We start from the raw sequence: 18,874 nt of genomic DNA, 5'->3' as shown, positions 1-18,874 counted from the left end.
GAGAGCCGATGGTTGGTGTAAATCGGTGGCGTAAAAGTATTCTTGAGCGTTCCTGAGATATTTCGCTGAAACTTGGAGTAGGCGCAAATCGGATGATATCCGTTACCAATCATGGTCTGAACAGACCGCTTGAGGCTGCCGCAACATGGCAGCGAATAAGGGTGGCACCACGAATAACTCTCGTCCCTTACTACGGAGGTAGTATGCGGATTGGGAGTTTTTTTATGTTCCTGTCTCTTTGCCACGACACCGCGTCAAACCTGTATAGACCTCTTGCAGCTTTATTGGAATCTTTGGTGTATAACGGAATACGCCCCGCGTAATCCTTATTCAATATTGCAGTACCGCATTTTATAGAGGATTTTAAGGAGGAAGAGAAACCATGTTTAAAGTATTGGTATCGGATCCGATCAGTGATTTGGGGATCCAGCAGTTAATGGATGCCGCCGATGTGCAGGTAGACAAAAAAACCGGGCTCAACGAGGATGAGCTCACTGCCATTATCGGTGAATACGACGGACTCCTCGTACGGAGTCAGACACGTGTGACAGAACGCATTATGAATGCAGGAACCAATCTCAAGGTTGTCGGCCGTGCTGGCGTTGGCGTTGACAACATTGATCTTGAGGCTGCTACGAAGCGCGGGATCGTTGTTATCAATGCGCCAGACGGTAACACGATTACAACAGCGGAGCATACGTTTGCCATGATGATTGCCCTCGCCCGCCACATCCCTCAGGCCTATGCCAAAACGGTGGGCGGATCCTGGGACCGCAAATCCTTCCTCGGCGTTGAGCTTCGTAACAAAACGCTGGGAGTCATGGGAATGGGCCGAATCGGCAGCGAGGTGGCTAAACGCGCCAAGGCTTTCGGCATGAACATTCTTGCTTTCGATCCGTTCCTGACGGAAGAGCGTGCGGACAAACTGGGCGTGACACTCTCCTCGGTGGATAACATTATCCGCAGCGCCGACTTTATTACGGTCCATACTCCGCTTACGCCGGAAACCCGCCATATGATCGCAAGACCGCAATTCGAAGTGATGAAGCGCGGCATGCGGATCGTGAACTGCGCCCGCGGCGGCATCATCGACGAACGCGCCCTTGTGGAAGCGATCGATGAAGGCATCGTTGCCGGAGCCGCATTTGACGTATTCGAACATGAGCCGCCTGAAAGCGATCATCCATTCCTGAACCATCCAAAGGTTATCGTGACCCCGCATTTGGGTGCATCTACCGTTGAGGCTCAGGAGAACGTTGCGATTGACGTGTCGGAACAAGTGCTTCATATCCTGCGCAACGAGCCGTTTAAAAATGCGGTCAACTTCCCGCTTGTAGCGGCCAGCGTAATGAACAAGCTGCAGCCTTACTTCTCGCTCGGCGAGAAATTGGGTAGTGTAGCGGCTCAGATCACCGCACACGCGGTGAAGGAGATTCACGTTGACTATGCAGGCGAGCTGGCTGAAGTCGATACGCAGGCCCTTACCCGATACATCGTGAAGGGTGTGCTGGAACGCCATCTCGGAAGCGAAGTGAATATCGTAAACTCCATGCATTTGGCAAAAAGCCGTGATCTTCACGTCGTTGTGTCCCAGACACCAAAAACCAAAGACTTCACCAACCTCGTTACCGTTACGCTTAAAACGCAAAACGGTTTGGAGCGAATTGTCGCAGGTACACTCCTGCTGGGTTACGGCGAACGGATTGTCCGTCTGGATAAATTCCCGGTCGATATTTCTCCGGAAGGTCATCTGATTCTGATCTCCCATAACGACAAACCGGGCATTATCGGTCGTGTCGGAACCCTGCTCGGCGAGAACGATGTCAATATCGCCTCCATGCAGGTTGGACGTAAAGTCATCGGCGGTGAAGCCATCATGCTTCTGACGGTCGATAAAGACGTTCCTAAAGACGTTCTGGTCAAGCTTGCCGGGCTGTCGGAACTGAACACCGCGCAGCAAATCGCGCTGGGCTAAATTCAGGCCAAATATAAAACAATAAGGGGTTAATCATTGTTCCACGTAGAACAAGATTAACCCCTTTATTTCAACAAAAAAACACGCTCCTTGCGAGCGTGTTTTGTCTTTTGCGGAGACATTCCCTAAGATTCTGCCGATTTTGTAGGAATGATCATCGTAAACACCGTTCCTTCGCCTACTTCACTTGTTGCGTTAATCGTGCCATGATGCGCTGTCACGATATTTTTCACGATGGCGAGGCCTATGCCGGTTCCCACCGTCTCCCCCCGCACACGCGCTTTGTCGGCCTTGTAGAATCGCTCAAAAACAAAAGGCAGATCTTCAGGCGGAATACCGACGCCTTGGTCGCTAATCTTCACCTGGAGCGCCTCTGTATTCGATACGGTAATCCGATCGGCAATGATTCGGATCTGCTTGCCTGAAGGCGTATGACGAAAAGCATTGTCCAGCAGATTGGTCAGCACCTGTTCAAGCTTATCTTCATCCGCTGCTTCGAGCAGAAGATTCGGGTGAAGTTTGTTGAGCTGAAGATCAATATCGCGTTCCTTCGCACGAACGGTGAACTTCCGGTATACCCTTTCACACAATTCACCTGCATCCATCTCCCGCAGGGACAACTCTGCGTGCCCTGCTTCCATACGTGTTAAATCAAGCAGATCCTTCACCAGCCGGCCCATCCGCAGGGATTCCTCATGAATCACCTGTATCAGCTCCCTGCTCTCCTCCGGTGAAGCCGCCATCCCGTCAAGCAGCGCTTCACTGTAGCCCTGCATCATGGACAGCGGCGTCCGGATTTCGTGCGACACGTTGGCAATGAAATCCGTACGCATCTTCTCCAGCGTGACCTGCTCGGTAATATCTCTTAATACAACAACGGCGCCGCGGATCACTTCATCCGAATATAAGGGAGCCATATGTGCTGACCAAATTCCCTGCTTCACATGCAGGTCAGCGCTTTGGTCCTTCCCTTCGTTCACGGTGGCATAATAGAGCTCACTGAGCGGTTTCGGCATGACATCGGCCGCCCAGCCTCCGCCCTGCAGCTCATCATCCCACTCCAGCCCTTTCCAGGTTTTCATGATTTCCTGCCCTGGCGGGTTCACCAGAATGACCTGACCGTGATTATCAAAAGTAATCACCGCGTCGCTCATGCTTCTCAGCACACTGGACAGATGCTCCTTCTCATGGTTCAAGTTGCGGATATTCGTTTCCAGCTCTGCTGCCATATGGTTGAACGTATTGGCCAGCTCGCCAATCTCGTCACTGGTCACAAGATTTAGCCGAGTGCCATATTTCCCTTTACGGATGTCATTGGCGGCCTCAATGAGCTGCTGCATGGGCTGGGTAATCTTCGTTAACAGAAACAACCCGAAAAAGGTGGTCATCGAAAAACCGATAATGGCTACATAAGTAAATAAACGTTTGATGGCATCCGAATTCGCAAACGTGGTATCGATATAGGGGAGCAAAAATAATCCGAGCGTCAGCAGCACGCACGCGACTAAACAGGTTATCGTAATCCACAGCTTGCCGACGAGTGATCTCCAGAAACTCACGTTACTTCGGGACCTCCAGCTTGTAGCCTACTCCCCATACGGTAGTAATCATCGCTGCGGACTCCGCGGATACCTTATTTAACTTCTCGCGCAGCCGCTTCACGTGAGTATCGACTGTGCGAAGATCGCCGAAAAATTCATAATTCCATACGTCCTTAAGCAGTTCTTCCCGGGAGAATACTTTGTCCGGGGACGAGGCCAGGTAGTGCAGAAGCTCATACTCCTTCGGCGTCAAACTGATTTCATGCCCGCCGGCCGTCACGCGGTGAGCATCATGTTCAATGATCAAATGCGGGAAAACAATGCTGTTGCTTGGGTTTGGTTCCTTGCTCAAATAGGCCGTAGCGGATGAGCGGCGCAAAATCGCCTTCACGCGGTAGATCACCTCGCGCGGGCTGAACGGCTTCACAACATAATCGTCGGCTCCCACTTCAAATCCCTGTACGCGGTTTATCTCCTCACCCTTGGCAGTCAGCATGAGAATGGGGGTAGACTTCACCTGGCGGAGACGGGTGCACACTTCGACGCCGTCCATGCCGGGCAGCATGACGTCCAGAATAACGAGCCCGTAATCTTCCGAGCTTGCTTTGCGAAGTGCAGTTTCTCCATCTTCCGCCTCTTCGATTTCATAACCTTCCTTCTCCAAATACATTTTTAACAAGCGGCGAATCCGTTCTTCATCATCAACAACAAGAATACGATTTCCGTGCTCTGACATTGGCGGCCAACTCCTTCATTTTTATAGGGAAAATCAGAAGTGGCCCTCTTGGTTAAGAAAGGGCCCTTCTGATTGATCATTCACTGCTATTCTATTGACAATTAATCGGTTCCCGCATAGGAATGCAGACCCGCGATAATCAAGTTGACGCCGACCAGCGTAAACATGACCACGATAAAGCCGATAACGGACAGCCAGGACGAGTGTTTCCCCTGCCAGCCGCGCGATAGCCGTAGATGAAGGTACACGCTGTAGAACAACCATGTAATAAGCGCCCACACTTCCTTCGGATCCCAGCCCCAGAACCGGCCCCATGCAATTTCTGCCCAGATCATGGCGAATATGAGACCACCCAGCGTAAATACCGGGAAACCAATCGCAATGGCGCGATAGCTGATTTCATCCAGATCGTCCGGATCCAATCTATTCAGTGCAGGCTGAATGAATTTTGCCAGCGGCTTACGCAGAATCAGGCGGAGCAATCCGTACAGGATCACCCCCGTGATCAGCGACCATATCACCGTATTCAGCTTACGCCCCGCATTCACGCCGTGCATCCAGGACGGAGCTTCCATGAGTGGAGATTTCATGCCCAAGAAGGACTGCATGCTCTCCGTCTCGCTTTTATAAGGTGCAACAAGCGGTGGCATGTTATATTCCACTTTTACTATTGTACTATTTTCTGTCTTCGGGTCAACCAAAGTCTGGTTAAACTCAGCCTGATATCCGCTTGCACGGAAGCTGTACACCGACAAAATAAATCCGATCAGTATCACGATGGCAAACATGCAGAGTTCAAGCCAGCGCTGTTCTCTGCGTGCGCCCTTGTCTGTCCTGCTAAAGTTAACGGTACGGAGCAGGTGCATCAAGCCGGCAATAAAACCGACCGCAAAAAATGCATCGCCCAGCGCAGCCAAGGTTACGTGAATCCCCAGCCAATAAGACTGAAGCGATGGAATCAGCGGCTGCACTTCCTGCGGAAACACGGCTGCATATGCCATGATCAGAATCGCCAGCGGCAGGGCAAACAATCCGAGCAGCGATTTTTTGTAGATAAAATAAAGTACGAGGAAGGCAATCATGATTGCCATCGACAAGAAGGTCATAAACTCATACATATTGCTGACAGGCACATGACCAGAGCCTGCCCATCTCGTAAAGAAGTAGAGCAGATGTCCGATCAAACCGATCGATGCCGTAACAAATGCGATCTTCCCCCATTTAGCCAAATGGGCTTCAGGGTCCCGCTTGCGGAACCGTCGTCCCATAACGGCAAGTGCATACATGATAAATGCCGCACAGTACAAGGTAAAGGCAACGATAAACGCGTTGCCGCTAAAATCAATTAGATTCATCCTTAGTCCCCCTGTTATTCTCCAATGACTTTTCATCGACATCGATATTCATTTGCTTGAGGATCGCGGAGACCTCCTTGCGGATCCCAAACCAGTTCTTGTTCGTATGTGCGCCAAGCGTCAGCGTTCCGTCATCAATACGCAGCCAGATCCGGCGATGGGTGAAATAAAAGCCCATGATCAGGCCGATCATACCGATAAAACAACCAATCCAAATGAACGGCATGGCTTTATCCACACGAATATTCAGATAAGTCGTAGATTCCGAAAAGTCCACATCGTCCATGCTGAGAACATCCAGTTGTACGAGCGCTTCCCCACCCGCCAGTTGTGCATTGATCGCTTCCTGGTTAAAGCGTTCCTTATCGATCTGTTTCGGGAAGTAGAAATATTGAATGCCTTCCTTCGGCAGTTCAGGTCCCTTTATCAGAAATAAGAATGCAGGCGCATTCGGGTTAGGTGACAGATTTACCGGTTTGCCGTTATCGCCAAGTCCAAAATCGGTAAAGGATTGTGTAAGCGTTAACGTATATTCTCCCGCCTGATACTCTCTTTGAGGATCGTCGATAGACAATGTAATTTTGCCGTATTCCTTCCCGCTCTTACTGTCAACCAGCACCGGCGAAACCGAACGGAGAATCGGGGTCAGATCATAATCGAATTGATAAGCTTTTAACCCTTTGTAATTGAGTGGATGATTCACCTCGATGTTATGACGCATCACTTCCACGAGCTCGGGCTCTTTACCGAGATCGTCACAATTGGCCTCGCACATATACAGAATCGCCTGCGTTTGGAACTCCTTCGGCAGTACTTTATTCTTGCCTTTAAATTCCTCCGGCATATCGTCCTCGGTATAGAACTCCACCTTAAAGCCATCGTTCAATAAATAATAACTAGTGTTCTTGATACGCACAGGCTCATCTTGAGGGAAGGCCATGTGCTCGTCCATATGCAGTCCAGGAAGATTCCGTCCAAGAACCGCAAGCAGGAAAATAATCAGGCCGATATGAAGAACATAGGGGCCCCAGCGGCTGAACCGCTGCTTCTCCGCCAGTAGGGTTCCGCCATCCGTTCGCACGCGGTAGCCCTTCTTCTTAATGATCGGTTTCACCCGTTCAACCCAGTCGGCACCGTCCTCTTCGACTTGTCCTTGGTATACCACCTTTTGGCGGGTAAGGAAGGACATATGCTTCGGAATCCGCTGTCTGCTGAGCGCTTTGTACAGTGGAAGGACCCGGTCGAGACTGCAAATGACAAGCGATGCGCCGATCATGACAAGCAGCAGCACGAACCACCATGACGTGTATGTATGGGACAGACCGAGCAAGTAATAAATATGCCCCAGCTGCCCGTACTCCTCTTTGTAATAGACCGAGGGGTCAATATTAAGGAATGTGCTTTCCTGCGGAAAGATGGTCCCTAGTGAGGAGCCAATCAGAGTAAGCAATATCAGATATATTGCTACTTTTACCGAAGAAAAGAAATTCCATACCCGATCGATAATACCGGGATTTTCTTTCTGTGATCGACGAGCAACGCCGTCATACCGCATTTCCAGAATCGGCTGGGCCTCTGCTTCCTCGGTCAGCGGCTTTCCGCATGCCTCGCAGAGGACCGTCCCCGTTGGATTCTGGTGTCCGCAATCACACTTCGTATTCTGGATCAAAGGCTTGGAACCTTGACTCATTTCGCATTCACCAACTGTTCAATTTGTTTGTCAAGGGTGTTCAAATCCAGTTCGCCTATACGGATATGATCAATTTTGCCAGAGGCCGTAACAAAAAAGGTGGTCGGCATCGGCCCAACCCCGAAGCTGGCAACAGCATCCCGTTTAGGATCCATCAGTATGGGGAACTTCACGCCGGTTTGAGCAACAAAATTCTCAACGGTCATTTTGTTCTCGCCCACATTAATTCCGATGATCTCAACGCCTTGACTGCTCCATTTCTCCCACTGGGCTTGAAGAGCCGGCATTTCCCGCACGCATGGCGGACAGTAGGTGCCCCAGAAATTAATCACCCTGGCCTTGCCTTCGTATTCGCTCATGGTATGTACGCTGCCATCCATGCCTAGAAGTTCAAAGTCCGCTGCCTTTTGACCCACTTTGGGAACCTTATCAGAGCCGAATACAACAGTTGCAACGGCGTAAACTCCGACCAGGATGATGGCAAGCAGAATCACAATCTGTACGCTTTTCTTTGATTTGCCCATAAAGCAGCAGCTTCCTTTCTATGACATTCATCATATCGTTTACTACGGGTGTGAACATCCTATGAACAATTATAACGAAATTTGTCATAAACGCCGCTCGCCATTTTGAATATTATGTGTCGGGTTTAACGTTTTCTCTTCGGTTTCCCGCCCGGCTTAGCGGCTTTCGCCATCTGCAAAAGCTGGTTGATTTCATCCGCTGTCAAATGGCGGTACAAACCTCGTTTTAAATTTTGCAGCAGCAGATCTCCATAAGATATCCGCTTCAAACGCGTTACCGGATGGGAAATCGCTTCGAACATTCTTCTCACTTGACGGTTGCGGCCTTCATGGATGGTAATCGATATGACGGATTGTTTATTATCCGGGTCCACATCCTTATATTCCACTTCGGCAGGAGACGTCATTCCATCCTCCAGCATGATCCCTTGGCGAAGCTTGTCCAGCTCGGTGCCATGGGGCACCCCTTTCACGGTAGCCAAGTATGTTTTGGGCACATGATATTTAGGGTGGCTGAGCAGATTGGCAAACTCGCCGTCATTGGTCAGCAGCAGGAGTCCTTCCGTATCGTAGTCCAAACGTCCAATCGGATATACCCGCTCTTTGATGCCCTTAAGATAATCCGATACAATTTTTCGGCCTTCGGGATCAGAAGCGCTTGTAATAACTCCCTTCGGCTTGTTCAGCATAATGTATACCTTTTTCTCATTCTTAATCGGTTTGCCTGAAACCGTAATGATATCCTGAGCTGGATCGGCCTTCGTGCCGAGTTCGGTAACGGTCTCTCCGTTTACCTGCACCTTGCCTTCAAGAATCAATTCCTCGCACTTGCGGCGGGAAGCGACTCCGGCCTGTGCCATAATTTTCTGTAATCTCTCCATGTTCGTTAGGTCACCTCATTCCTAATGATAACCATCGACAGGATAAATCACAAGCGCGTTCCATGGAAAATGTGCCCCAGGGCAGGAGTCGGAGTGAGGAAACAAGTATAACGGGGAAATATCATGGAGTCTGGATAGCTCCAAAATGATTTTACTGGCGGTAAACAGCTGTGTTTTCTGGTCCAGCGACATGGACTCGTAGCCGGTATTAAAGTCGCCCTCCAGACAGATGTGAATCTGGCCCGGGTGAACCAGCACGGATGAAGAAGAAACCGAGCCGTCCGGATGGATTTTAAAATCCCAGTTCCGCGGTTCCCGCTCGCACACGGTATGATGAATAACAAAACCCTCGAATTCCATTTCATCACCCCTACTACAATTTGTAATTGCAGCAGTATATGACGCGAGGGAATCGAGGGTATGGGCACACGTCCTGTTACATAGAAAAAACGCTCCGTCTTACTCAGACCGTCCGAATGATCTCAATTAACCGAACACCAGCAGGCAGACGGCGATCGCCGCAATAAAACCGATCACATCAGAGAACAGCCCCACCTTCAGCGCATACCGGCCATTGCGGATTCCGACGGCGCCAAAGTAGACGGTCAGCACGTACAAAGTCGTATCCGTGCTTCCCTGGATGGTCGAAGCGATTCGGCCAATCATGGAATCCGGACCGTATGCCCGGATCAGTTCCGTTGTATAAGCGAGAGAGCCTGTACCTGTCAGCGGCCTGAGAATTCCCAAAGGCAAAATCTCGCTCGGCACGCCTAGCGATTGCAGAAAAGGGCCCGTCCACCCCACAAAAAACTCCAGCGCGCCGGAAGACCGGAACACGCTAATGGCGACCATCATGCCCACCAAGTGCGGGATGATCCCAATCGCCGTGGAGAAGCCGTCCTTGGCTCCATCCACAAACGATTCATATACGGGCACTTTGCGGGTATAAGCATAAAGCGGAATGAATGCGATAATAATGGGAATAGACCAGGCGGAAACGAGATTAATCCATGACAGCAAGATTCATCACCCCTTCACATCCGGGTTCAGGCTTGTACCGACTCCCGGCGGCTTCTGGCGGCGTATCGTCCTTCTTCGATACCATCGGTCAGCCATAATGGCGGCCGCCGTCGCAATCGCAGTGGCCAAAAGCGTGGTCCCAACGATTTCCGAAGGATTAGCGGACTCATAATTCAGCCTGATCGCGATTAGGGTTGTCGGTATGAGCGTAATGCTGGCCGTATTTAATGCCAGCAGGGTACACATCGCCGGAGACGCTGTTTCTTTATCCGGGTTTAACTTCTGCAGCTCCTGCATCGCCTTAATCCCCATCGGAGTCGCCGCATTCCCCAGACCGAACAAATTGGCGCTCATGTTGGACAATATATAACCCATAGCGGGATGATTCTTCGGTACATCCGGGAACAGGAAGCGGACAACCGGGCCCAGCAGCTTGGCAACCTTCTTCAGCAGGCCCGCGTCCTCTGCCAGGCGCATCATGCCTAGCCAGAATACCAGTATGCTGATGAGACCGAAGGAGACGGTTACTCCCGTCTGGGCTCCGTCAAATGCGGCTTTTGTAACACTTTCGATGTTCTCGTTAAATGCCGCAAAGATAAAGCCGATCAGTATCATCCCCATCCAAATCAAATTGATCATCTCTTCGCCCCCGTTTGCTGCCTCGCTCGCGTGAGAATACACGATCTCTTTAGCGAAGGCTAGTTATGATTTGGCCCTGAACAGATGCCTTAGCACTTCTCCTGCAGACTGCCAAAGCGACAACGAACCGATGGGTCCGGATGTGCTTCTGGACTTCTGCAAAACCTCAGGGACTTCAGGTAACTTGCTTCCTTCGGCATAAACCGGAACTTTGCCGATGCTGACATTATCGAGCAGCAGTTCAATATGACCCCGGAGTCCGAAAGACAAGTCGGGTGTGCTCGCTTTATGCAGGACCAGCCTCTTCACTAGACGCGCTTCCTCATCATGCGCGAACGCATACGTAAAGGAGCTGCCCGTGACCAGTGGATAGCCCTGGATCTTCTGCCCTTTCTCCGTAACCTTTTTCAATGGAAAATGGTTAAATCCGTAATCCAGCATCTTGGAATGATCATTCCAATCGTTGCCGTCGTTCAGCGTAACCGCCGCAATCTGCTGACCGTTTCGGGTGGCAGAGCTTACTAGGCAGCGGAATGCTTTTTTGGTGTAACCGGTTTTGACGCCGTCCGCCCCCTCGTAGAAACGAAGCATCTTGTTTTTGTTATCCCATTTGTAGTCCCACGCTTCATTTGGATTCGGTGCTTTCTTGGTCGGCGTTTTGACAATTTCGCTAAAGACAGGGTTCTTGAGGGCATAAGCCGTCAGTTTGGCAACGTCATTAGCGGAAGAATAATGATCATCATGATCCAAACCATGAGGATTCATAAAATGTGAGTTCGTCAAACCGAGTCCGGCCGCCTTCTCGTTCATCAGCAGCACAAAGCCTTCTTCCGTACCCCCGACATGCTCGGCAATGGCCGTCGCAGCGTCGTTGCCTGATCGCAGCATTAAGCCGTACAGCAGATTCTCAAGTGTCATCTCCTCACCTAGCTTCAGGAAGAGAGAGGAGCCCTCTTTGGCAAAAGCATTCTTGGAGACCTTAACGCGATCGTCCAGCTTGCCGTGTTCAATCGCCACAATGGCTGTCATGATCTTGGTCAGGCTTGCGATTCTTAAACGCTCGTCCCCGTTTTTGCTGTAGAGCATTCTACCGGAAGTGACATCAATCAGTGCAGCTGCCTGCGCATGGTTGGCGGGGCCATTCTCATGATCTGCATGCACGGGGACGGCCGTGACCAGCAAGCAGCTTATGGCAATCAACATGGATAACAAAGACTTGCAGTTCGTCCATTTCATTTTCATCATTTTATCCTCCGGTGTTCAGAAATCTTGTACAAGTATATGTCGTCTGCGCTAAAGGTATGTCCATTTCATAATTATCGAATGAGTTCAGCTTCGCTGAATGCTCATATATCCACTTCTCTTCACAGCAAAAATCCCTTCCGTTATGGACGAAAGGGATTTGCTTGCTCCAATCAGTACGCAGGCGGAGGCGTGGTGCTATTCGCGGCATTGCTTCCTGATTGAAACATCGACTGGATTTGATCGAGTAAATACGGGGTCGCATCAATAATCCGTTCAAACAGATGGGTTTGATTGTCCAGCGGCACGATGTGCACGCCTTCTTTACCCACGACCAGGAAAGCAATCGGTCGAATGGACACGCCACCGCCGCTGCCGCCGCCAAAAGGGAGGGCACTATGATCGTTGTGCGTCCCGTTAGCGGTGGTAGATGCGTGTGCGCCTCCCGCCTCAACGTTGTAGTCGCTACCGCCGGCCGCGAAACCAAACGCCACTTTACTGATTGGCAAGATAACGCTGCCGTCCGGCGTATTCACCGGATCGCCCACAATCGTATTAACGTCCACCATTCCCTTGATGTTTTCCATAGCCGTTTGCATCAAGCCTTGAATAGGGTGTTCTGCCATGATCTAATTCCTCCTTTCACCTTTAACACGCGAACTATAAGTACCAGTCCAGCATACATAGCTTTTCCGCAAGAGATTTTCGCTATGCAGTTAAGCTCTGTGGAAATTTGCGGCGGACCGTTAAAGAGCGGCACCACGTCAATTCGGGGCAGCTCTTCCATGACCAGGCGATACGACATCCATCCAAGTAATGTATGCTTGATGCCATGCAGCAGCCCAGTCGCTACCGCCGTATCGGCCGCATGCTCCAAGGCAATCCGGGTTGACCAGCGCACATCTATGAGATGAACGGCCGACATGGTCTGTCTCAACCACTTTTTGAAACCTTTTGTTGAAAGCATGGCCCGTCCGTAGTCCTTAAATCTGATCGTTCTGCTCGAAGCCTTCGCCTCTTTTGAATCGTGTGCAGTTCCCTGTTCTCCGTCGTCACCAACGGTCTCCTTCTTAAACTCGATCCCACCGTTCGCCAGGTGAAAGGGGACTGCATACTTGCGCTTAATCAATCCGAAGATCATTTTGATTTCCGCCAACACTTTATATTCATCTTTTTTTAGAACCACATCCAGCTTAATCGTTACCTTGGAGCTCAGCACAACGATCAGCAATACGATGAGGAGAACGACCAGACCAGCCGCCAGAAAGATCCATATCCTCACGAAGTAACCCCCAGCACGAACTTAGTCAAATGTAATCCGCTTGGCTTAGTATGGCAAAAGCGCCTCCAAATGATGCGAAATTGTTCCAAGTCCTTCAATTCAAATTTTTTCGCTAGCCGCATAAAAAAATCCCGGACGATGGATTTCACCATGCCCAGGATCAACTTTTTGCTGCAACCTATAATATTGTATAATGGCTAGCTTTCCTCTACATCATCAAACGTAAGCTGACGACCGTCAAGCTTATCGAACAACAGCTGCGTTTCCTCTTCTAAACTATCGTTATCCTCGAATTGCGACGGCTCCGGCAAATCCTTGATATTGGCAAGCCCGAAATATTCCAGGAAGGACTTGGTTGTTCCATACAGAATCGGTCTGCCAATGGCCTCGGCGCGTCCGACTTCCTCGATCAATCCTTTGCTTACCAGCGTATGGATAGCCCGTTCGGACTTGACGCCGCGGATGTCTTCAATCTCTACGCGCGTAATCGGTTGACGATAAGCCACGATGGAAAGTGTTTCGAGTGCGGCTTGCGACAAGGAGGAGCGGGAAGGCGAATACGCCAGGCGCTCAAAATAGGGAGCGTGCTCGGCCAGCGTCGCGATTTTGTAACTCCCCGCAATCTGTACGATCTGAATCCCGCGCTCATGACGCTCCCATTCCTCCTTCATGTCCTCAAGCGCTTCGCCAACCAGGCCATCCGACTGCTCGGTGATCTCAGCAATTTGCCTAACCGACAAGCCCTCTTCTCCCGACAGGAACAGAAGCCCCTCAATAATCGATTTCAGCTTCGGATAATCCATCAATGCGTCCTTCCCCTCTCCACTCCATGACGATATCTTCAAACAACTTCTCTTGGTAGCACAAAATTTGCTTCATTTTCATCAGCTCCAAAATGGCCAGGAAGGTCACCACGATTTCATGCCGTACCATCTCTTCGTGTAGCAGCTTGGAGAACAGGATTCTGCCTCCAGGCCCAACCTCCTCCAATGCATTCATGACCTGACGAATCCGGTCCTTAACCGATATTTCATCCCGCTGAATGCGGGCATACGATGTACGTTTGACTGCTTTGCTTAACGCTTTTTGAAAAGCAGCGATCAAATCCGAAATATGTAATCCCTGCACCGGATTCTCTTCCACTTCCGGCATGTAAGGCGTCAGGTCTTCCGCTTCCTTGGAATAAATCAGACTGCGCTCCCATTCCTTCTCATGCAGGTGGCGTGCGATGCCTTTGTACTTACGATATTCGATCAGCTTCGCAATGAGCTCTGCTCGGGGATCCATGTCATCCTCTTCATAAAAATCGAACTCGTCCATTTCGATAACCGGAGGCTTCGGAAGCAATAGCTTGCTCTTTATAGACAGCAGCGTTGCAGCCATGACCAGAAATTCGCTCGTAATTTCCAGCTCCAGCTCCTGCATGTTGTGCAAATAGGCCATGTATTGTTCGGTAATCTCGCTGACGGGAATATCCTGGATGTCGATTTCCGCTTTATCAATCAAATGCAGCAGCAGATCGAGCGGTCCTTCAAACGTTTCCAGCTTGTATAATACGGTCACGGTGAATCCTCCCGCCAAAAAAATAAAATGCAGTGCTCCAAAAAAAGAGCACTACATTAAATAAGCACTATTTTAGGCTTTTCGTCAAGTTCGCCATTTCGATGGCTGCCATGGCGGAATCCCAGCCTTTATTGCCAGCCTTCGTTCCCGCACGCTCCACGGCTTGTTCGATATTCTCCGTCGTCACGACACCGAAGATCGTTGGTACACCGGTCTTCAGGTTAATTGCGGATACCCCTTTGGCCACTTCGTTGCATACATAATCATAGTGCGTGGTGGATCCGCGAATGACGGTTCCCAAGGTGATGATGGCATCGTATTTGCCGCTCTCTGCCATTTTTTGGGCAATCAGCGGGATTTCAAACGCACCCGGCACCCAGGCCACATCGATTTCGTTCTCCTGTGCGCCGTGACGCTTCAGTGCGTCCAGTGCGCCGCTCAGCAGCTTGCTGGTGATGAATTCGTTGAATCGACCTACGACGATCCCGTACTTTAGACCCTCGGATACTAATTTACCTTCAAATATTGTTGTCATGATGAATGACTTCCTTTCGGTTTGGAGTTTATATAAGGTCTTAAGGTGATCATAGGCATTGCTTCGCAACAAGTCGCTGCCGGATCAAATCGTTCTTCCGATCGCTGTTAAATCCTGATTTCATGATCTATTTTTTCAAGGTGGAAATCAGGATTTAAAGGCGACCGCTACCGCTTCTCCAGAACTGATTTGCTCCTCTGCTTATTATGCTCAGGCAAATCCGTCTTCTCAAATAAGACCTTTTGTTATATGGTGATTAGTTGGCACTCTCGTTCTGCTCAATATCGCTGAATTTCAGCATATGACCGAGCTTGGCTTGCTTTGTATGCAGGTAGCCCGTGTTATCCTCGTTCTCCGGCATTTGGATCGGAACGCGCTCCACAACCTCAAGACCGTAACCCTCAAGGCCTTTGATTTTGCGCGGATTGTTTGTCAGCAAGCGGATTTTTCTGATCCCCAGATCCTTCAGGATCTGGGCTCCGATGCCGTAATCGCGCAGATCCGCCGCAAAACCGAGCTTCAGGTTGGCGTCCACGGTGTCGAGTCCCTCTTCCTGCAGCTTGTAGGCTTTCAATTTGTTGATTAAGCCGATGCCCCGCCCCTCCTGGCGCATGTAGAGAAGAACGCCTCTGCCTGCTTCATCGATTTGGCGGAGTGCCGCCTCGAACTGGGGACCGCAATCGCAGCGATGGGAGTGAAACACATCTCCTGTCAGACACTCGGAATGCACGCGCACGAGGACAGGCTCATTCCCGTCGATCTCCCCTTTTACCAAGGCAACATGCTCTTTATTGTCCACGTCGTTGGTGTAGGCTACGGCCTGAAACACGCCGAAGTCGGTCGGCATCCGCACAGCTACCTCTCGCTGGACAAGCTTTTCTTTTTCATTGCGGTAATGAATCAGATCCTTGATGCTAATCAGCTTCAGCTCATGCTTCTTCGCAATCTCCACAAGGTCCGGCAGCCGTGCCATTGTGCCGTCTTCCTTGATTACCTCGCAGATGACGCCGGCCGGATAGGAGCCGCTCAATCTGGCAAGATCGACAGCGGCCTCCGTATGTCCTGCCCGGCGCAGGACGCCTCCATCTTTTGCGATCAACGGGAACATATGACCTGGTCTTCGGAAATCGGACGCAGATGCATTCGAATCCAAAATGCCTTTGACGGTGATGGACCGCTCATAGGCCGATATGCCTGTCGTAGTGTCCTTATGATCAATGGAAACCGTAAAGGCCGTTCCATGAAAGTCCGTATTTTGGGTAACCATCGGTTTGAGGTCGAGCTCCTGGGCTCTGGCCTGCGTCATGGGCAAACATACGAGCCCACGGCCTTCGGTGATCATAAAATTAATGACCTCCGGGGTTGCCTTATCTGCTAATGCGATAAAATCACCCTCATTCTCACGGTCTTCATCATCGACGACAATGACGACCTTGCCTTCCTTCAAATCGGTTAACGCCTCTTCGATTGTATGAAATGAAAAGCGCTCATCCATCGCTACTCCTCCTTCTTCCTCATGGAGACTCTATGTGAATCACCAGGCTTAGGCAAATCCGTGTTCCGCAAGATAATCCCTGCTGATCCCCGGTTTTGTTCCGCCTTTGCTGCCGGCCCCTTCTGAGCCGTAATGCAGCAGGTGATCTACATATTTCCCTAAAATGTCGCATTCGATATTAATCGTATCGCCCGCTTTTTTATAAGCCAGCACCGTCTCCGCCAGCGTATGGGGGATGATGGATACCGTAAAGGAGGAATCTGTCGTTTTGACAACGGTCAAGCTGATTCCATCCAGGGTGACGGAGCCTTTCGGAATGATATATTTGAATATGTCCCCATTCGCGGGCGCAATCTCGTATACCACGGCATTCTGATCTGCCTGCACGCTGCGAATGACGCCTACGCCATCCACATGCCCCTGAACGATATGGCCTCCGAATCTGCCTCCGGCCGCCATCGCCCGTTCCAGATTCACCTTTCCGCCTGGCTGCAGTTCCTTAAGATTGGTATTTCTATAGGTTTCCGGCATCACGTCTACCGTAAATATACCTTTGTCAATGGTTGTAGCTGTCAAGCAAACGCCATTAACGGATACGCTGTCCCCCAGCTTTAAATCATCCATAATCCGGCTCGCGGAAATGCTCAGCAGCATGGCTTCGCCCTTCCGTCCGATCCGCCTCATCTCGCCGATCTCCTCAACCAATCCAGTAAACACAGGCTTCCCTCCTTTCTTTCTCCTTATTTCCAGACCGGAATCCCGGTGACGTAAATATTGTCGCCAAGTCTTTCGGTCTCAAGTCCTGTCAGCTGAATCGCTTGATTCATCTGCTCATACCCGCTGAACATGTAATTTCCCGGGGAATCGTATCCACCAATAATCTTAGGGGCGATGAACTGGATGAGCCGATCCACCAGCTTCTGTTCCAGCATTGAGCCATTCAGCGTGCCCCCGCCCTCCAGCAAAATGGAGGCAATCCCCTTTTGCCCCAGTTTCACCAGTGCAGCCTTCAGATCCACACGCGGTCCTGGCCCGCAGGGGATAACCTGAATTCCTTGCTCTTCCAGCACGGACCGGTTCTTCTCATCCGCCTGCTCCGTCGTCAAGACCCATGTCGGCGCCAAACCGTCTGTCACGACATGGCTGTCGAGCGGGATTCGTAAGCTGGAATCCACAATGATCCTAACCGGATGCAAGCCTTCCACGCCAAGTCTTGTCGTCAGGCTTGGATTATCCGCGATTACGGTAGACACGCCTACCATGATGCCCTGGTGACGATGACGCAGCGTATGCACAAGCTCTCTTGATTCCTCATTGGATATCCACTTGCTATCACCGGTTTTCGAAGCGATCTTGCCGTCCAGCGTGCTGGCTGTCTTTAACGTTACGAAAGGCTGACCCGTCGTAATGAATTTAATGAAGGTTTCGTTCAAGCGAAGAGCACGTTCCTTAAGGACACCGATCTCAACCCGGATTCCCGCTGCGCGCAGCATTTGGATCCCATTGCCCGCAACAAGAGGATTGGGGTCCTCGCAAGCAACAACCACTCGCTGAACACCCTCGGCAATCAGCCTCTCGCTGCATGGCGGCGTCGTACCGTAGTGACTGCAGGGCTCCAGTGTCACGTACACCGTACTGCCCGCTGCCTTGGTGCCAGCCATATTCAGGGCATGAATTTCAGCGTGCGGTGTTCCGCGCTCCAGATGTGTTCCCACCCCTGCAAGCGCGCCATCCTTAACGACGACACAGCCCACAACCGGATTAATCCCGGTTTGGCCCTGAGCACGTTCAGCCAGGTCCAGCGCAAGTGACATATAGAATTCATCGTTGACGATATCCATGCTAAACATGCCCCTTTCTCAACGTTCACACAAAAAAGCCCTGCCAAAGATTCGGGGAATCCTTAACAGGGCTTGATGGAAGTTAATAATCGACATACTAAATAACCGTTATGATCGCAGGTTTTGCCTATAACAAACGATTCAAATCCGTTACCGACGACATCAAATCATCGCAAGCACAGGTTTGAATTGCATGTGAAAACCTGCACATAACGCATATCGCGTTGTGTGCACAGACACAAATAGCACATGTTGCTTATGTGTCTTTCACTCCTTCTCCCATCCAGACTATACTGTCGGTCCCGGATTTTCACCAGGTCCACCGCATACGGTGTGTCACAACACACGCATATCCGGGTCACGGACTAAGACGCAGCCATCTGCTTTCTAAAGCTCAATCACTGCGTTCATCACCGCCGGTAGGGAATTTCACCCTGCCCCGAAGGATTAAACATATGAAATTGTTTGATCTTATCAAGAATCTTATCACCACCTTTTGAAAATTGCAAGAAAAACAACTAACTTTTTTAAAGTTTATAACTTAATGCCAATATG

General features: G+C 50.5%; 19 protein-coding genes, 1 riboswitch and 1 other annotated feature (1 of these 21 cut by a window edge). Of the genes, 1 reads left to right on the top strand and 18 read right to left on the bottom strand.

From position 1 onward, the window contains the following. Window positions 1-191, top strand: a binding site (T-box leader) (it extends 40 nt beyond the left edge of the window). Between the two features lie 191 nt (window positions 192-382). Continuing rightward, window positions 383-1,975, top strand: a complete 1,593-nt coding sequence (gene serA / locus MKY82_RS11565; RefSeq protein WP_071223911.1) for a phosphoglycerate dehydrogenase — start codon at window positions 383-385, stop codon at window positions 1,973-1,975. Window positions 1,976-2,100: 125 nt separating this feature from the next. Here serA and MKY82_RS11560 read toward each other — a convergent pair whose 3' ends face one another. The 18 genes from MKY82_RS11560 to ribD form a co-directional block, all read right to left on the bottom strand. Beyond that, entirely contained in the window at window positions 2,101-3,534 is a 1,434-nt protein-coding gene (locus MKY82_RS11560) for an ATP-binding protein (RefSeq protein ID WP_220685892.1), read from the bottom strand. Window position 3,535: 1 nt separating this feature from the next. Continuing rightward, window positions 3,536-4,252 (bottom strand): response regulator transcription factor, encoded by a 717-nt coding sequence (locus MKY82_RS11555; RefSeq protein ID WP_009595176.1) that lies wholly within the window; start codon window positions 4,250-4,252, stop codon window positions 3,536-3,538. A gap of 101 nt (window positions 4,253-4,353) precedes the next feature. Next, entirely contained in the window at window positions 4,354-5,607 is a 1,254-nt protein-coding gene (gene ccsB / locus MKY82_RS11550; RefSeq protein ID WP_339223058.1) for a c-type cytochrome biogenesis protein CcsB, read from the bottom strand. Then, the gene (locus tag MKY82_RS11545; RefSeq protein ID WP_339223057.1) at window positions 5,594-7,297 is read right to left on the bottom strand and encodes a cytochrome c biogenesis protein ResB; all 1,704 of its coding nucleotides are present in this window, start codon (window positions 7,295-7,297) and stop codon (window positions 5,594-5,596) included. The genes ccsB and MKY82_RS11545 overlap by 14 nt, the downstream gene beginning before the upstream one ends. After that, window positions 7,294-7,821, bottom strand: coding sequence for a redoxin domain-containing protein (locus MKY82_RS11540; protein ID WP_071223907.1), 528 nt, complete (start codon window positions 7,819-7,821; stop codon window positions 7,294-7,296). The genes MKY82_RS11545 and MKY82_RS11540 overlap by 4 nt, the downstream gene beginning before the upstream one ends. Before the next feature lie 125 nt (window positions 7,822-7,946). Beyond that, the gene (locus tag MKY82_RS11535) at window positions 7,947-8,702 is read right to left on the bottom strand and encodes a pseudouridine synthase (protein ID WP_071223906.1); all 756 of its coding nucleotides are present in this window, start codon (window positions 8,700-8,702) and stop codon (window positions 7,947-7,949) included. A gap of 21 nt (window positions 8,703-8,723) precedes the next feature. Further along, a complete protein-coding gene (locus MKY82_RS11530) occupies window positions 8,724-9,062 on the bottom strand; it encodes an N-acetylmuramoyl-L-alanine amidase (RefSeq protein WP_216530951.1) in 339 nt (112 codons plus the stop codon). Between the two features lie 126 nt (window positions 9,063-9,188). Then, window positions 9,189-9,722: a spore maturation protein gene (locus MKY82_RS11525; RefSeq protein ID WP_071223904.1), complete on the bottom strand. Its 534-nt coding sequence runs from the start codon at window positions 9,720-9,722 to the stop codon at window positions 9,189-9,191. 6 nt (window positions 9,723-9,728) lie between these two features. Next, the gene (locus MKY82_RS11520; RefSeq protein ID WP_339296119.1) at window positions 9,729-10,361 is read right to left on the bottom strand and encodes a nucleoside recognition domain-containing protein; all 633 of its coding nucleotides are present in this window, start codon (window positions 10,359-10,361) and stop codon (window positions 9,729-9,731) included. 63 nt (window positions 10,362-10,424) lie between these two features. After that, window positions 10,425-11,606, bottom strand: a complete 1,182-nt coding sequence (locus MKY82_RS11515) for a D-alanyl-D-alanine carboxypeptidase family protein (RefSeq protein WP_220685897.1) — start codon at window positions 11,604-11,606, stop codon at window positions 10,425-10,427. A gap of 170 nt (window positions 11,607-11,776) precedes the next feature. Further along, complete coding sequence (gene ytfJ, locus MKY82_RS11510; protein ID WP_339296118.1) at window positions 11,777-12,229, bottom strand: GerW family sporulation protein; 453 nt, start codon at window positions 12,227-12,229, stop codon at window positions 11,777-11,779. Next, window positions 12,202-12,885, bottom strand: a complete 684-nt coding sequence (locus tag MKY82_RS11505; RefSeq protein ID WP_339223051.1) for a DUF2953 domain-containing protein — start codon at window positions 12,883-12,885, stop codon at window positions 12,202-12,204. The genes ytfJ and MKY82_RS11505 overlap by 28 nt, the downstream gene beginning before the upstream one ends. 197 nt (window positions 12,886-13,082) lie before the next feature. Further along, window positions 13,083-13,688, bottom strand: a complete 606-nt coding sequence (gene scpB, locus MKY82_RS11500) for an SMC-Scp complex subunit ScpB (RefSeq protein WP_071223899.1) — start codon at window positions 13,686-13,688, stop codon at window positions 13,083-13,085. Continuing rightward, complete coding sequence (locus MKY82_RS11495; RefSeq protein ID WP_213645147.1) at window positions 13,657-14,448, bottom strand: segregation/condensation protein A; 792 nt, start codon at window positions 14,446-14,448, stop codon at window positions 13,657-13,659. Before MKY82_RS11495 ends, scpB begins: the two co-directional genes overlap by 32 nt. 67 nt (window positions 14,449-14,515) lie before the next feature. Then, window positions 14,516-14,983, bottom strand: a complete 468-nt coding sequence (ribE, locus tag MKY82_RS11490) for a 6,7-dimethyl-8-ribityllumazine synthase (protein ID WP_220685900.1) — start codon at window positions 14,981-14,983, stop codon at window positions 14,516-14,518. 256 nt (window positions 14,984-15,239) lie between these two features. Continuing rightward, window positions 15,240-16,478: a bifunctional 3,4-dihydroxy-2-butanone-4-phosphate synthase/GTP cyclohydrolase II gene (locus tag MKY82_RS11485; protein ID WP_194541905.1), complete on the bottom strand. Its 1,239-nt coding sequence runs from the start codon at window positions 16,476-16,478 to the stop codon at window positions 15,240-15,242. A gap of 48 nt (window positions 16,479-16,526) precedes the next feature. Further along, window positions 16,527-17,195: a riboflavin synthase gene (gene ribE / locus MKY82_RS11480; protein ID WP_194541904.1), complete on the bottom strand. Its 669-nt coding sequence runs from the start codon at window positions 17,193-17,195 to the stop codon at window positions 16,527-16,529. Between the two features lie 23 nt (window positions 17,196-17,218). After that, window positions 17,219-18,319 (bottom strand): bifunctional diaminohydroxyphosphoribosylaminopyrimidine deaminase/5-amino-6-(5-phosphoribosylamino)uracil reductase RibD, encoded by a 1,101-nt coding sequence (ribD, locus tag MKY82_RS11475; RefSeq protein ID WP_339296117.1) that lies wholly within the window; start codon window positions 18,317-18,319, stop codon window positions 17,219-17,221. 267 nt (window positions 18,320-18,586) lie between these two features. Further along, window positions 18,587-18,770, bottom strand: a riboswitch (FMN riboswitch). Window positions 18,771-18,874 lie beyond the last annotated feature (104 nt).

The organism is Paenibacillus sp. FSL W7-1279, from assembly GCF_037969845.1.
Lineage (GTDB): Bacteria > Bacillota > Bacilli > Paenibacillales > Paenibacillaceae > Paenibacillus_AQ.
This window is presented reverse-complemented; position numbering and strand designations above follow the sequence as displayed.